The following is a 15173-nucleotide window of genomic DNA, read 5'->3' on the forward strand; positions in this document are numbered from 1 at the left end:
TCCGCGCGAAGCCAGGCCGATTGTACTGAGCAGGACTCGCGATATGAAACGAATGATTTTGGCGCTGAGCATCAAAAACTCCGATCGATGATTCGCTGGCGCGATCCGCCCAGACCAAAATAATTTTTTGGTTAATCGGTGCGGCAACCGCTTCTTCCGCCCGCCGCCCGTCTCCACACTTGCCGTCACGGCGCCCCGTGCTTCGATGCGTTCCCACGCAAGGCCCGAGGACAGCGCCCACGACAACGAGATCCAGGAGACCCCATGACCACCAAGCCGATCCCCTCATTCCAGCGACGCCGCCGGACCTGGCTGCGCGCCGGCCTGCTCGCCTTGTCCGCGCCGCTATGGGCCGCGCTCGCGCCCGCCGCCCTGGCCGCGTACCCGGACAAGCCGGTGCGCCTGGTGATTCCCTATCCCCCGGGCGGCGCCACCGACGTGATCGGCCGCATCGTCGCCGCACGGCTCGGCGAGGCGCTGGGACAGCAGGTCGTGGTCGAGAACCGCGGCGGCGCCGGCGGCAATATCGGCGCCGAGGCGGTCGCAAAGAGCGCGCCGGACGGCTACACGCTGCTGATGGGCGCGCTGACCTCGCATTCGACGATGGCGACGCTGGAGAAGGGGCGGCTGCGCTACGATCTGCTGAAGGACTTCGTGCCGGTGATGGTGGTCGGCTCGGTGCCGCTGGTCGTGGTGGTCAATCCGCAGTTGCCGGTCACCACGCTGCAGCAGCTGATCCAGTACGGCAAGGCCAATCCCGGCAAGCTGAACTACGCGAGCTCGGGCGCCGGCGCGCCGCAGCGAATGGCGGCCGAGATCTTCCGCAAGGAGGCCGGCATCGACATGGTGCACGTGCCATACAAGGGCAGCGGCCCGGCCATGACCGACCTGGTCGCGGGGCAGGTCAACATGATGGTCGAGACCGTGCCGGCGGCGCAGCCCTTCATCAAGAGCGGCCAGCTGCGGCCGGTCGCGGTGGCGGCGTCGAAACGGATCTCGATGCTGCCGGACGTGCCGGCGGCCGGCGAGAGCGGCATGCCGGCGCTCGATGTCAGCTCGACCTTCGGCGTGCTGGCGCCGGCCGGCACGCCGGCGCCGGTGGTGCAGCGGCTGAACGCCGCGCTGGCGAAGATGCTGCAGATGCCGGCGGTCAAGGCGCAATTGCTGCAGCAGGGCGTCTACGCGTTGCCCGCGACCACGCCGGACAAGGCCGCCGAGCGGCTGCGCGACGAGGTGAGCCGCTGGCACAAGGTGATCACCGACGCCGGCATCGAGTCGGACAGCTGAAGCCGATTCCGCATTCATCTCGTCGTTCCCGCGCACGCGGGAACCCAGCGTCTTTTTAAGTCACTGGGTCCCCGCCTGCGCGGGGACGACATCGTTTGACAGGCATTCGCGAGACCGATCATTTCCGCACCCACCATGAGCACGATTTCGAAGACACCCGACGCATCCGGCAACGACAAGCGACGCGATACGCCCAGCGATACCCGAGGCGATATCCGAGGCGATACCCGGCCCGACACCGGCCTGCGCGAGGGCCTGACCAACTACGGCGACCAGGGCTTCTCGCTGTTCCTGCGCAAGGCCTTCATCAAGGGATCGGGCTATACCGACGCCGCGCTCGAGCGGCCGGTGATCGGCATCGCGGATACCGGCAGCGCCTTCAACCCATGCCACGGCAACATGCCGCAGCTGATCGAGGCGGTCAAACGCGGCATCCTGCTGGCCGGCGGGCTGCCGATGCCGTTCCCGACGATCTCGATCCACGAGAGCTTCGCCGCGCCGACCAGCATGGTGCTGCGCAACCTGATGTCGATCGATACCGAGGAGATGATCCGCGCGCAGCCGATGGACGCGGTGGTGCTGATCGGCGGCTGCGACAAGACCGTGCCGGCGCAGCTGATGGGCGCGGCCTCGGCGGGCGTGCCCGCGATCCAGCTGGTGACCGGCGCGATGCTGACCGGCTCGCATCGCGGCGAGCGGGTCGGCGCCTGTACCGATTGCCGCCGCTACTGGGGCAAGTTCCGCGCGGGCGAGATCGACGCGCACGAGACCGCGCAGGTCAACGACCAGCTGGTCGCCAGCGTCGGCACCTGTTCGGTGATGGGCACCGCCAGCACGATGGCCTGCCTGACCGAGGCGATGGGCATGAGCCTGCCCGGTGCCGCCACGCCGCCGGCCGTCACCGCCGATCGCATCCGCATCGCCGAACTGACCGGCACCCGCGCGGTCGCGATGGCGCGCGAACGGCTGACCATCGACAAGGTGCTGACGCCGGCCGCGTTCGAGAATGCGATGCGCGTGCTGCTGGCGATCGGCGGCTCGACCAACGGCATCGTGCACCTGGCCGCGATCGCGGGCCGCATGGGGCTGGACATCGACATGCAGGCGCTGGACCGCATGGGCCGCGAGACGCCGGTGCTGCTCGACCTGAAGCCCAGCGGCCAGCACTACATGGAGGACTTCCACAAGGCCGGCGGCATGGCCACGCTGCTGCGCGAGCTGCGGCCGCTGCTGCGGCTCGATGCGCTGACCGTCACGGGACGCACGCTGGGCGAGGAGCTCGACGCCGCCGGGCCGGGCTTCGCGCAGGACGTGGTGCGCCCGATCGCCGATCCGGTCTATCCGCAGGGCGGCATCGCCGTGCTCGGCGGCAACCTGGCGCCGGGCGGCGCGATCATCAAGCAGTCCGCCGCCGACGCCGCGCTGATGGAGCACGAGGGGCGCGCGGTGGTGTTCGAGAATTCGCAGGACCTGGTCGAGCGCATCGACGGCGACGATCTCGACGTCAACGCCGACGATGTGCTGGTGCTGAAGAACATCGGACCGAAGGGCGCGCCCGGCATGCCGGAAGCCGGCTATATCCCGATCCCGCGCAAGCTGGCGCGCGCCGGCGTCAAGGACATGGTGCGGATCTCGGACGGGCGCATGAGCGGCACCGCGTTCGGCACGGTGGTGCTGCATGTCACGCCGGAAGCCGCGGTGGGCGGACCGCTGGCCCTGGTGCGCACCGGCGACCGTATTCGCCTGAGCGTCAGCCGCCGCGAGCTGAGCCTGCTGGTGCCGGACGACGAGCTGGAACGGCGCCGTGCGGCCAGTCCGGTGCGCGAGCCGAGCGCACCGCGCGGCTATCTGAAGCTGTTCCTGCAGTCCGTGACGCAGGCGGACCGCGGCGTCGACTTCGACTTCCTGCGCGCCGCCGAGACGCGCGGCAAGACGCCTGGAACTCCGGAATGAGCGGCCCGCGCGCGTAGCGCGACGGCCGGCCGCCTAGCGCTGCCCGGTCGCGCTCGCCGCATGCTCGAGCAGCGTGCGCGACAGCGCGCCGTGCGCGGCGTGCGGCGACCACAGCAGGCCGACCTGCCGCACCGGCGCGCGCCCCGGCAGCGCAATGCGGGCGACGCGAATCCCTTCGGGCCAGGGCGGCGTCCAGTCCGGCACCAGCGACACGCCGATGCCCTGGTCCACCATCGTCGCGATCGCGTTCAGCGCGTCGATCTCGAGCCGTTCGTGCGGCACGATGTTGTGCTCGTGCAGATAGCGGTCGGCGACCATGCCGCCCCACATGCCGCGGTCGTAGCGGATAAAGGGCTCGGTCGCCAGCAGCTCGTGCGCGCCGCGCTCGGCCATCGACTCGGGCGCCAGCACGATGAAGGGCTCGCGCACCAGCACGTGCCACTCGAACGCCTTCGGGATCGCGAACTGCGGCGCGACGATGATGCCGGCATCGAGATCGCCGCCGACGATGCGGCGATACAGGTGCGACGACGAACCCGGTTCGACGAAGATCTTCAACCGCGGATGCGCGGCATAGACGCGCTTGAGGATCGGCGGCAGCAGACCGGTCAGCGCCGAGGTCGATACGCCCAGCCGCAGTTCGCCCAGCAGGCTGTCGTCGTGCGCGACCGCGTTCAGGTCGCGCACATCGCGCACCACCGCGCGCGCCTTCGGCAGGATGCGCAGCCCGCCCTGGGTCGGCACCACGGTGCGGCCGGCGCGCTGCACCAGCGGCGTATCCAGCGATTCTTCCAGTGCCTTGACCCGCGCCGCGATGGCGGCCGGCGTCAGGCCCAGGCGTCGCGCCGCTTCGGCGAACGAGCCGTGCTCGACCACGGCGACGAAACTCTGCAGGTAGCGAATGTCCACGGCGGGCAGGCCTCTGGTTGTCTCTCGTTGTTGTCGTAGGGGGGCGCGCGGCAAATCTTAGCAAAGGGTGCGCGCCAGATCGGTCTGGCTGGAACGCAAAAAACTTTATCGTTTGAAGCAGCCGTCCGATGCTGTTTTCGCGGGGTGGCGGTTCCTAGAATGGGCTCCATTCGACCAGGTGGCCAAGACCGCCAACCAGGCCCGCATCGCTATCGATGTCGTTGCCGCGCAGGCGGCAACCCAGCGCCTTTCCGCGTCCGTCTTTCCGCGCTCATCTTTGCGCGCAATGGGAAGCCGCTGGGTCCCCGCCTTCGCGGGGACGACATGGAGGGCGCCCATCCCCGGAGACAGCCATGATCCAGTCCGCCCGCCCACGCGGCGTCTTTTCCCCCGTGCTGACGCCGTTCACCGACGGCTATGCGCCGGATGCCGAGCGTTTGGTGCGGCATTGCCACTGGCTGATCGAGCAGGGCGTCGGCCTGGCCGTGTTCGGCACCAACTCCGAGGCCAATTCGTTGTCGCTGGACGAGAAGCGCGCGCTGCTGGATCGTCTGCTGGAGGCCGGCATCCCGCCGGATCGCCTGATGCCGGGCACCGGGGCCTGCGCGCTGCCGGACGCCATTGCACTGACGCGCCACGCGGTGGCGGCCGGCTGCGCCGGCGTGCTGATGCTGCCGCCGTTCTACTACAAGGGCGTCAGCGACGATGGCCTGTTCCGCGCGTTTGCGCAGGTCATCGAGGCGGTTGGCGAGGGGAGCGGCAACAAGCGGCTGCGCATCTACCTGTATCACATCCCCGCGGTCAGCCAGGTGCCGCTCGGCCTGGACCTGATCGACCGGCTGCTGAGCGCCTATCCCGGCATCGTCGCCGGCATCAAGGACAGCTCCGGCGACCTCGCCAACACGCGCGCGATGATCGAGCGCTTCGGCGCGCGCGGCTTCGATGTCTTCGCCGGTACCGAGGCGATCCTGCTGGAGACGATGCGCGCGGGCGGGGCGGGTTGCATCACGGCGACCGGCAACGTCAATCCCGGGCCGATCGTCGACCTGTACGACAACTGGCAGGCGCCCGATGCCGATGCGCGCCAGGCCGCGCTGAACCGCACGCGCGCGGCCTTCCAGCAATTCCCGATGATCGCCGCGATGAAGGAGGCGATCGCGGTGCAGAGCGCCGACGGCGGCTGGCGCACGGTGCGGCCGCCGCTGACCGAGCTGCAGCAAGGCCAGCGCGCGCTGCTACGCCAGGCGCTCGATGCGCTCGGCTTCGCGATGCCGGGCGCGGAGCGGCTTGCGGCCTGATGTCGGCCGGCGCGTAACGCAGCGGTTCGCACAATGACGCAGGCAGCGACACAGGCAGCAAGACATACACCAGCACACACAACGACAACACCAGGAGACGACATGATGTTCGCTACCCAGCCATGCCGGCGTCCCGCCGGCCTTCGCCTCGCGCTGTGCGCATCCGTGGCCGGATTCGCCATCGCCGCGTCGACGGCGGTCCCCGCGGCGGCCGCCACCGACACGTTCCCGAGCAAGCCGATCCGCGTGGTGGTCGGCTTTGCGCCCGGCGGCGGCGCGGACATCGTGGCGCGCCAGCTCGGCGCGCAATTGTCGAAGCAGATGGGGCAGTCGGTCGTCATCGAGAACCGGCCCGGCGCGACCGGCACGATCGCGGCGTCGAACGTCGCGCAATCGCCGGCGGACGGCTATTCGATGATGCTGGCCTCGCAATCGACCATGGTGATCGCGCCCAGCATGTACGCGAAGCTGCCGTTCGATCCGCTGAAGGACTTCATGCCGGTGACCCAGGTGGTATCGATGCCGCTGGTGATGGTGGTCAATCCATCGGTGCCGGCCAGCACAATCAAGGAGGTCGCCGACCTGGTGCGTGCCGGCAAGCTGACGAGCTACGCGTCGTCCGGGCCCGGCGGTCCGCAGCACATCGCCGGCGAGCTGTTCAACACGATGAGCGGCATCAAGCTGACGCACGTGCCGTACAAGGGCGAGTCCTCGGCGCTGACCGATGTGATCGCCGGCAATGTGCCGGTGATGTTCGCCAACGTGCCGGTGGCCGCGCCGTTCATCCAGTCCGGCAAGCTCAAGGCGATCGCGGTATCGAGCCTGGCGCGCGCGCCAGGCCTGCCACAGGTGCCGACCGTCGCCGAGGCCGGCCTGAAGGACTTCGAGGTGCTGACCTGGTATGGCCTGTTCCTGCCCGCCAGCACGCCGCGCCCGATCGCCGCGCGCATCAGCGACGAGGTGGCCAAGGCGCTGAAGGAGCCGGGGCTGCGTGCCAAATTCGCCGAGCAGGGCTTGAACATCCTGGGCACCAATCCCGAGCAGTTCGGCAAGTTCATGACCGGAGAAGTGCCGAAATGGGCTGCGGTCGTCAAGGCGTCGAATATCCGGCCGGAATAAGCGTATCCGAGCAGAACGCTGAGCCAACGTTGTCATCCCCGCGCAGGCGTGGACCCAGGGTCTTTGGAGGACGCTGGATTCCCGCGTGCGCGGGAACGACAGGATGGTTGTTCTCGATCTGCGTTCCCCTCCACCAAACCAGCCAATCCCCTCCCGTATGGAAGTTCGCCCTCCCGTCAGCCAAGACAAGGCCCTGCTGGGGCCCTGCATCCGCCTGCATCCCGCCGACAACGTGCTGGTCGCGCGCATCGATGTCGGCATCGGCGCGCAGGTGCCGGGCCAGGCCTGGACCACGCGCGGCCAGGTGCCGGCCGGCCACAAGATCGCCGCGCGGGCGATCCGTGCCGGCGAGCCGATCGTCAAGTACAACGTCTGCATCGGCTTCGCCGCGACCGACATTGCGGCGGGCAGCTACGTGCATTCGCACAACGTCAGCTTCCAGGAGTACGAGCGCGACTACGCCTACGGCCGCGACTATGTGCCGGTGCAGCGCGTGCCGGCGTCGCGCCAGGCGATGTTCGACGGCATCGTGCGGCCCGATGGCCGCGTGGCGACGCGCAACTATGTCGGCATCCTGTCGACCGTCAATTGCTCGGCGACCGTGGTGCGCAAGATCGCCGAGTGGTTCACGCCCGAGCGGCTGGCCGACTATCCGAATGTCGACGGCGTGGTCGCCTTCAGCCATTCGCTCGGCTGCGGCATGGAGATGACCGGCGAGCCGATGGACCTGCTGCGGCGGACCATGGCCGGCTACGCGCGCCACGCCAATCTCGGCGGCGCGCTGGTCGTCGGGCTGGGCTGCGAGCGCAACCAGCTGAAGGGCCTGCTCGAGACGCAGTCGCTGCGGGACGGCCCGATGCTGCGGACCTTCGTGATGCAGGACAGCGGCGGCACGCGCAAGACCATCGAGGCCGGCATCGCCGCGGTGATGGCGATGCTGCCCGAGGCCAACCGCGTCGAACGCCGGCCGGTGCCGGCCAGCCACCTGACGGTGGGCCTGCAGTGCGGCGGCTCGGACGGCTTTTCGTCGATTACCGCCAATCCGGCGCTCGGCGCCGCCGTCGATCTGCTGGTGCGCCACGGCGGCACTGCGATCCTGTCGGAGACGCCGGAGATCTATGGCGTCGAACACACGCTGACGCGGCGCGCGGTCAGCCGCGAAGTCGGCGAGAAGCTGGTCGAGCGGATCCGCTGGTGGAAGGACGAGTATTCGGTCGGGCGCGACGTGCAGATCAACGGGCAGGTCAGCCCCGGCAACCAGATGGGCGGGCTGGCGAACATCTTCGAGAAGTCGCTGGGCTCGTCGATGAAGGGCGGCACCGGGCCGCTGATGGCGGTCTACCGCTATGCCGAGCCGGTGACCGAGCACGGCCTGGTCTTCATGGATACGCCGGGCTACGACCCGGTGTCGGCCACCGGCCAGATCGCCGGCGGCGCCAACCTGATCGCGTTTACCACCGGGCGCGGCTCGATGTTCGGCGCCAAGCCGGTGCCCAGCGTCAAGCTGGCGACCAATTCGCCGATGTACCGCCGGCTGGAAGAGGACATGGACCTGAACTGCGGCAGCATCCTCGACGGCGACAAGACCATCGAGCAGGTCGGCGAGGAGATCTTCGCGCTGATGCTGCGCACCGCGTCGGGGCAGCGCTCGAAGAGCGAGCTGCTGGGGCTCGGCGACAACGAGTTCGTGCCCTGGCACATCGGCATCATGAGCTGATGCCGGCGGCCGGTGTCGGTGTTTACGCCGGCACCGGGACCGGGACCATGCCGGATCGGGCGGCGATGCGGCGATGCGGCGGTGCGGTGATACGGCGGTGCGGTGATACGGCGGTGCGGCCGGACGGCAGGGCGCCTAGCCGGCGTCCCGCACCGCCAGCAGCGCGTCGACCATCTCGGCAAAACCCTCGCCGCCGGCGGCCTCGGTCACATAGGCAGGTGGCACCGGCAGCAACGGCAGGATCTCCCCCACATTGGCCACGCCGACCGACAGCGGGAAGTGGGCGAACATCGACGCGTCGTTGGCCGAATCGCCGATGAACACCCATTCGTCGCGCTGGGCGTCGAGGTCGGCGCCCAGCAGCTCGGCCGCGCACAGGCGGCTGGTGCTCAGCTTGTCGTGCCGGCCGAACCAGCCGTTGACATGGATCGAGCTGACGGTGGCCGTCATGCCGGCCTCGCGCATCAGCGCGACGATGCGGTCGACCGCCGCGGGCGGCAGCGGCGCGACGTCCTCGGCGTGGTCGATCGCCAGGTCCGCCGCGTGCCAGTGCTGGTCGGAGGCCAGCGCGCAGCCCGGCACCTCGCGCAGGATCCGCTGCGCCAGTTCGTCGATGCGCCGCAGGTTGTGCGCGCGCGTCTGGGCGTCGTCGATGAAGCGCGTGACCAGCCGGCCGTCGCGCAGATGCGAGTAGAAGGCGCCGTTCTCGCCGATGATCGCGTCGACCGGCCACAGCCGCGTCAGGATCTCGGCCCAGGCGATGCAGCGGCCGGTCACCGGGATCACCTGCAGGCCCGCGTGCCGCAGGCGTTCGATCGCCAAGTAGGTCACGGCCGGCAGGCGGCCGGCGGTGGTCAGTGTGCCGTCGATATCGGTCAGCACGCCGCGCACGCGGCGCAGCGCGGCGGCGGGCAGGGCCGCCGGAAAGACGGGAAGGTCGGGGAGCGCGGGGGGCATTTGGCGGGTCGGCATGGCGGCGCATTGTACCTCGCATGTGGCGTGGCCTAAGCTATGTCACGGCGCTGTCATCTTGCCTTGGCCCCGGTCCGATTCGGCTCGAGGCCGCATGGACATTGGTAGAAACGCTCGGTTTCTCGGCGCGCGCTGGCGGAGTAACATCCGCTTGTCACAAAAAATGCATACATTCAGCCGGTTTCAGACTGGATGACGCAATAAACGAGGAGAGCCGTCGATGACCAACCCCCGCACCATCACCATCAAGCTCGCCGCCGCGGCTGCCGCCGTGGCCGCGCTGTCCGCCACCGGTGCCGCCCATGCTGCTGTCGAAGTCCAGTGGTGGCATGCGATGCAGGGCGCGTTGAACGACAAGGTCAACGAGGTTGCCAGCAAGTTCAACGCCAGCCAGACCGAGTACAAGATCGTGCCGGTCAACAAGGGCAACTACGACGAGACGCTGGCCGCCGGCATCGCCGCCTTCCGCGCCGGCGGCGCCCCGGCGATCCTGCAGGTATTCGAGGTCGGCACCGCCACGATGATGAGCGCCAAGGGCGCGATCAAGCCGGTGTCCACCGTGATGAAGGAAGCCGGCGAGAAGTTCGACCAGAAGGTCTACATCCCCGCGGTGGCCGGCTACTACACGTCCGCCAAGGGCGAGATGCTGTCGTTCCCGTTCAACAGCTCGACCACGGTGTTCTACTACAACAAGGACGCCTTCAAGAAGGCCGGCCTCGATCCCGAGAAGCCGCCCAGGACCTGGCCCGAGGTGATGCAGTACTCGGCCAAGATCAAGGCCTCGGGCGGCAACTGCGCCTACACCACCGACTGGCAGGGCTGGGTCCACCTGGAAAGCTTCTCGGCCTGGCACAACACGCTGTACGCGACCAAGAACAACGGCTTCGGCGGCACCGACACGCGCCTGGTGTTCAACAGCCCGCTGCATGTCAAGCACATCGGCAATCTGCAGGACATGGTCAAGAAGGGCTACTTCAGCTATGGCGGCCGCAAGGCGGAGTCGGGCGCCAAGTTCTTCAACGGCGAATGCGCGATGTTCACCGGCTCGTCGGCGACGCTGGCCAACGTGCGCAAGAACGCCAAGTTCGCCTTCGGCGTGTCGCAGCTGCCGTACTACCCGGACGTGCAGGGTGCCCCGCAGAACACCATCATCGGCGGCGCCTCGCTGTGGGTGATGGCCGGCCGCAAGCCCGAGGAATACAAGGGCGTGGCCAAGTTCTTCACCTTCCTGTCGCGCCCCGAAGTCCAGGCCGACTGGCACCAGGCCACCGGCTATCTGCCGGTTACGATGGCCGCCTACGAGCTGACCAGGAAGTCCGGCTTCTATGAGAAGAATCCGGGCGCCGACGTGTCGGTGCAGCAGATGGTCGTCAAGACCACCGACAAGTCGCGCGGCGTGCGTCTGGGCAATATGGTCCAGGTGCGCACCGTGGTCGACGAGGAACTGGAAGCGGTCTGGGCCGGCAAGAAGGAGCCCAAGGAAGCGCTCGATACCGCGGTCAAGCGCGGCAACGAGCTGCTCGAACGCTTCCAGCGCACCGCCAAGGAGTAAGCGGCGGCAGGCGATCGGCGCCACGGTTTGCCCGCCGGTCCGCCGCCTGCGATCCCTGTTTCCATCGGAACCTGCCGCCGTGTCCTGGGACCGGCGGCAGCCTGATTTCCCCCGGGGCGCCGCGACGGCGCTCCCTTGCCATCGCCACGCATGGAAAAACGCGTCGTCTTCCGTTCGCCCTGGCTGCCGTATCTGCTGGTGCTGCCGCAGATCGCGATCACGCTGATCTTCTTCTTCTGGCCCGCCGGCCAGGCGCTGTACCAGTCCGTGCTGCAGCAGGACGCCTTCGGCATCAGCCTCGAATACGTCGGCGCGGCCAACTTCATGACGCTGTGGAACGACCCGAACTACATCGAGTCGTTCCGCGTGACCGCCATTTTCGCGGTCGGGGTGGCGCTGCTGGGCATGTCGTTCGCGCTGCTGCTGGCCTATTTCGCCGATCGCGCGCTGCGCGGCGCGGTCGCCTACAAGACGCTGCTGATCTGGCCGTATGCGGTGGCGCCGGCGGTGGCCGGCGTGCTGTGGATGTTCCTGTTCAATCCGACGCTGGGCATCGTCTCGTACGTGCTGCGCCAGATGGGCGTGGACTGGAACTTCCTGCTCAACGGCGACCAGGCGATGCTGCTGGTGATCATCGCCGCCGCGTGGAAGCAGGTCAGCTACAACTTCCTGTTCTTCCTGGCCGGGCTGCAGAGCATCCCGCGCTCGCTGATCGAGGCGGCGGCGATCGACGGCGCCGGACCGTGGCGCCGCTTCTGGTCGATCGTGTTCCCGCTGCTGTCGCCGACCACGTTCTTCCTGATGGTGATCAACGTGGTGTACGCGTTCTTCGATACCTTCGCGATCATCGATGCGGTCACGCACGGCGGGCCGTTCAATTCGACCAACACGCTGGTCTACAAGGTCTATCACGACGGTTTCCGCGGCATGGACATCGGCGGCTCGGCGGCGCAGTCGGTGGTGCTGATGGCGATCGTGATCGCGCTGACCGTGGTGCAGTTCCGCTACGTCGAACGGCGCGTCCAGTATTGAACGGCGGCCGATGAATACGGCAATGAAGACCGCAGACAGGTATCCCTCATGGTAGAACGGCGTCCCTTCCTCGATTTCCTGACCCACGTGGTGCTGATCGTCGGCATCCTGATCGTGGCCTTTCCGGTCTACGTGACCTTCGTCGCCTCGACGCTGACCGCCGAGCAGGTGCTGGACGCGCCGATGACGCTGATCCCCGGCCCGCATCTGCTGGACAACTACCGCACCGTGCTGTTCGAGGGCGTCGGCGTGGCCGCGGCGCCGGTGTCGACCATGCTGATGAACAGCATGATCATGGCGCTGGGCATTTCGCTGGGCAAGATCGCGATCTCGATCATCTCGGCCTTCGCGGTGGTGTACTTCAAGTTCCCGCTGCGCAAGACCTTCTTCTGGATGATCTTCATCACGCTGATGCTGCCGGTCGAGGTCCGCATCCTGCCGACCTACGAGGTGGTGTCGGACCTCGGCATGCTCGACAGCTACGTCGGCCTGACGGTGCCGCTGATCGCGTCGGCGACCGCGACCTTCCTGTTCCGCCAGTTCTTCCTGACCGTGCCCGACGAGCTGGCCGAGGCCGCGCGCATCGATGGCGCCGGGCCGATGCGGTTCTTCCTCGACGTGCTGCTGCCGCTGTCCAAGACCAGCATCGCGGCGCTGTTCGTGATCCAGTTCATCTACGGCTGGAACCAGTACCTGTGGCCGCTCCTGATCACCACGCAGAAGTCGATGATCCCGGTGGTGGTCGGCGTCACGCAGATGATCTCGCGCTCGGGCGATGCCGCCACCGAGTGGAACCTGGTGATGGCGACCGTGCTGCTGGCGATGATCCCGCCTGCGGTGGTGGTGATCCTGATGCAGAAGTGGTTTGTGAAGGGATTGGTGGAGACCGAGAAGTAAGGGGAAGACTGTCACGATCCTCCATCCGCGATGGTTTCCTCCCCTCTCCCGCTCGCGGGAGAGGGGCGGGGGAGAGGGCAACGGGCGCTTGACAATCGCGAACGCGTTCGCGGCGTCAACCGCCGTTTCCCTCTCCCCCAACCCCTCTCCCGCAAGCGGGAGAGGGGAGTAAATGCGTAAGGTCGCATCGATCGATATCGAACAGAACAACAGAAACACATGGCAAAACTGTCGCTCCGAAACGTACAGAAGACCTACGCCGGCAATGTCACGGCCGTGCATGGCATCGACATGGAGATCGACGATGGCGAGTTCATCGTGATCGTCGGCCCGTCGGGCTGCGGCAAGTCGACGCTGCTGCGGATGGTCGCGGGGCTCGAGACCATCACCGGCGGCGAGGTCCATATCGGCGATCGCGTCGTCAATCGGCTGGAGCCGGCCGAGCGCGATATCGCGATGGTGTTCCAGAACTACGCGCTGTATCCGCACATGACCGTCTACGACAACATGGCGTACGGCCTGAAGATCCGCGGCATGCCGAAGGCCGAGATCGAACAGCGCGTGCGCCATGCGGCCGGCATTCTCGAGTTGGCGCCGCTGCTCGAGCGCAAGCCGCGCCAGCTGTCGGGCGGCCAGCGCCAGCGGGTCGCGATGGGGCGGGCCATCGTGCGCGAGCCGGCGGTGTTCCTGTTCGACGAGCCGCTGTCCAACCTGGACGCCAAGCTGCGCGTGCAGATGCGGCTGGAGCTGAAGGAGCTGCATCGGCGGCTGCGCACCACCAGCCTCTATGTCACGCACGACCAGGTCGAGGCGATGACGCTCGCCGACCGGATGATGGTGCTCAACGGCGGACGCGTCGAGCAGATCGGCACGCCGCTCGAGGTCTATGCGCGGCCCGCCAGCATCTTTGTCGCCGGCTTCATCGGCTCGCCGCCGATGAACCTGATTCCGGTGGCGCGCAACGAGGCGGGGCAGGGCACGGTACCTTCGGGTGTGCCATCGGACGCGCAGATGCGCGTGCTCGGCGCGGACGGCAAGCCGTCGGACGCGACGCTGGGCCATCTGCCGATGGGGCTGCATCTGCCGCAGCAGGCGCTGCTGGGCCTGCGGCCCGAACATCTGGAACCGTGCGCGGCCCACGAGGCCATCGCGCGGATCGACGTGCGCGTGGTCGAGGCGCTGGGCGCGGACTCGTTCGCCTACGGCACGCTCGGCGGCCAGCAGGTGGTGGTCCGTCTCGATAGCCATATGCACGTGCGCGCGGGCGAGCAGCTGCCGGTGACGGCATCGGCCGACCATCTGCACTTCTTCGACCATGCCAGCGGCAAGCGGATCGAGAAGCGGATCGAGGCCTGAGATGGCGACCACGCTTTCCCCCTGGCCCTATCCGCGCACGATCGCCCATCGCGGCGCCGGCAAGCTGGCGCCCGAGAACACGCTGGCGGCGTTCCGCCACGGCGCCTCGTTCGGCTATCGGATGTTCGAGTTCGACGTCAAGCTGTCGGCCGATGGCAAGCCGGTGCTGCTGCACGACGCGACGCTGGATCGCACCACCAGCGGCCGCGGCCGCGCCGACGCGCTGACGCTGGGCGAGCTGGCGCAGCTCGACGCGGGCAGCTGGCATAGCCCGGCCTATGCCGGCGAACCGATCCCGACGCTGGCGGCGATCGCCGCCTACACGCGCGCCAACGGCCTGCACGTCAATATCGAGATCAAGCCGGTGCCCGGTACCGAGGCGCGCACCGGCGCGGCGGTGGCGCTCGACGCGCTGGCGCTGTGGGCCGGCGCCGCCGTGCCGCCGCTGCTGTCGTCGTTCTCGGAGACGGCGCTGGAGGCGGCGCGCCGGGTCGCGCCGGACCTGCCGCGCGCGCTGCTGCTGGACACGCTGCCGGCCGACTGGCGGGACCGGCTGGCGCGGCTGGGCTGCGTCGCGCTGGATGCCAATCACCGGGAACTGGACCAAGACGTGATTGAAGAGGCGCATCAGGCCGGTTATCGGGTCGCCTGCTATACCGTCAACGACCCTGACCGGGCCACGGCTTTGCTGGCCTGGGGCGTCGACGCGGTGATTACCGACGCGGTCGACCTTATTGCGCCGCAGCACGGAAATGAAAGCCGGGGTGAATCAGAAATGAAAGCCGGCTGAAAGAAAGCGAGGGGATTTCGCAACAGCCATTCCCTGTTCCAGACGGGGTTTTCGGCCCGGAAAACCGGCAAGGCGCGCAATACCGCGGGAAATCGTTGGATCGGTGTTGCACTACAGGAAAAGAGCGGTGGACGTTTGCGCAATCGTGCTATTCTTACGCGCAGTGAAGACTTAGGTCCTTCCCCGCACAACTTGCCCTTCCGGGCTTCTGCGCGCCGGCACCCCAGTGGTGCCGTTTGCTTAGGGGCCTCCAAGAGTTGTTTGCAATCCGCTAACCGGTCAAGCCGTGTC

The 15173-nt window shown here is 68.0% G+C and carries 12 protein-coding genes; 10 read left to right on the plus strand and 2 right to left on the minus strand.

The annotated features are described in order from the left end of the window. The first annotated feature begins 264 nt into the window (after nt 1-264). Both M1D55_RS15555 and M1D55_RS15560 read left to right on the plus strand, forming a co-directional pair. Entirely contained in the window at nt 265-1287 is a 1023-nt protein-coding gene (locus M1D55_RS15555) for a Bug family tripartite tricarboxylate transporter substrate binding protein (RefSeq protein WP_456282533.1), read from the plus strand. 135 nt (nt 1288-1422) lie between these two features. Then, nucleotides 1423-3240, plus strand: a complete 1818-nt coding sequence (locus M1D55_RS15560) for an IlvD/Edd family dehydratase (protein WP_456282534.1) — start codon at nt 1423-1425, stop codon at nt 3238-3240. 33 nt (nt 3241-3273) lie between these two features. On the opposite strand, the gene M1D55_RS15565 is transcribed toward M1D55_RS15560, so the two are convergent. Beyond that, the gene (locus tag M1D55_RS15565) at nt 3274-4149 is read right to left on the minus strand and encodes a LysR family transcriptional regulator (protein WP_064577299.1); all 876 of its coding nucleotides are present in this window, start codon (nt 4147-4149) and stop codon (nt 3274-3276) included. Between the two features lie 353 nt (nt 4150-4502). Here M1D55_RS15565 and M1D55_RS15570 point away from each other — a divergent pair, with 353 nt between their 5' ends. From M1D55_RS15570 to M1D55_RS15580, 3 genes are all read left to right on the plus strand, one after another. Next, nucleotides 4503-5447 (plus strand): dihydrodipicolinate synthase family protein, encoded by a 945-nt coding sequence (locus M1D55_RS15570; RefSeq protein WP_456282535.1) that lies wholly within the window; start codon nt 4503-4505, stop codon nt 5445-5447. A 102-nt stretch (nt 5448-5549) separates the two neighbouring features. Continuing rightward, nucleotides 5550-6566 (plus strand): Bug family tripartite tricarboxylate transporter substrate binding protein, encoded by a 1017-nt coding sequence (locus M1D55_RS15575; protein ID WP_232207165.1) that lies wholly within the window; start codon nt 5550-5552, stop codon nt 6564-6566. Between the two features lie 157 nt (nt 6567-6723). Next, nucleotides 6724-8283: a UxaA family hydrolase gene (locus tag M1D55_RS15580; protein ID WP_023263641.1), complete on the plus strand. Its 1560-nt coding sequence runs from the start codon at nt 6724-6726 to the stop codon at nt 8281-8283. A 135-nt stretch (nt 8284-8418) separates the two neighbouring features. Here M1D55_RS15580 and M1D55_RS15585 read toward each other — a convergent pair whose 3' ends face one another. Beyond that, nucleotides 8419-9240 carry an HAD-IIB family hydrolase gene (locus tag M1D55_RS15585; protein ID WP_456282536.1) on the minus strand — a complete coding sequence of 274 codons (822 nt, stop codon included), beginning with the start codon at nt 9238-9240 and terminating at the stop codon, nt 8419-8421. 235 nt (nt 9241-9475) lie between these two features. On the opposite strand from M1D55_RS15585, the gene ugpB reads away from it, so the two are divergent. The 5 genes from ugpB (at nt 9476) to ugpQ (ending at nt 14882) form a co-directional block, all read left to right on the plus strand. After that, a complete protein-coding gene (gene ugpB / locus M1D55_RS15590; protein WP_232207162.1) occupies nt 9476-10807 on the plus strand; it encodes a sn-glycerol-3-phosphate ABC transporter substrate-binding protein UgpB in 1332 nt (443 codons plus the stop codon). A 150-nt stretch (nt 10808-10957) separates the two neighbouring features. Next, the gene (gene ugpA / locus M1D55_RS15595; protein WP_006578418.1) at nt 10958-11839 is read left to right on the plus strand and encodes a sn-glycerol-3-phosphate ABC transporter permease UgpA; all 882 of its coding nucleotides are present in this window, start codon (nt 10958-10960) and stop codon (nt 11837-11839) included. A gap of 48 nt (nt 11840-11887) precedes the next feature. Continuing rightward, the gene (gene ugpE / locus M1D55_RS15600; protein WP_006578417.1) at nt 11888-12736 is read left to right on the plus strand and encodes a sn-glycerol-3-phosphate ABC transporter permease UgpE; all 849 of its coding nucleotides are present in this window, start codon (nt 11888-11890) and stop codon (nt 12734-12736) included. Between the two features lie 219 nt (nt 12737-12955). Beyond that, nucleotides 12956-14092, plus strand: coding sequence for a sn-glycerol-3-phosphate import ATP-binding protein UgpC (locus tag M1D55_RS15605; protein ID WP_006578416.1), 1137 nt, complete (start codon nt 12956-12958; stop codon nt 14090-14092). A gap of 1 nt (nt 14093) precedes the next feature. Further along, nucleotides 14094-14882 (plus strand): glycerophosphodiester phosphodiesterase, encoded by a 789-nt coding sequence (gene ugpQ / locus M1D55_RS15610; RefSeq protein ID WP_456282537.1) that lies wholly within the window; start codon nt 14094-14096, stop codon nt 14880-14882. Nucleotides 14883-15173: the final 291 nt, after the last annotated feature.

The sequence above is a fragment of the Cupriavidus sp. JZ107 genome, assembly GCF_053903255.1.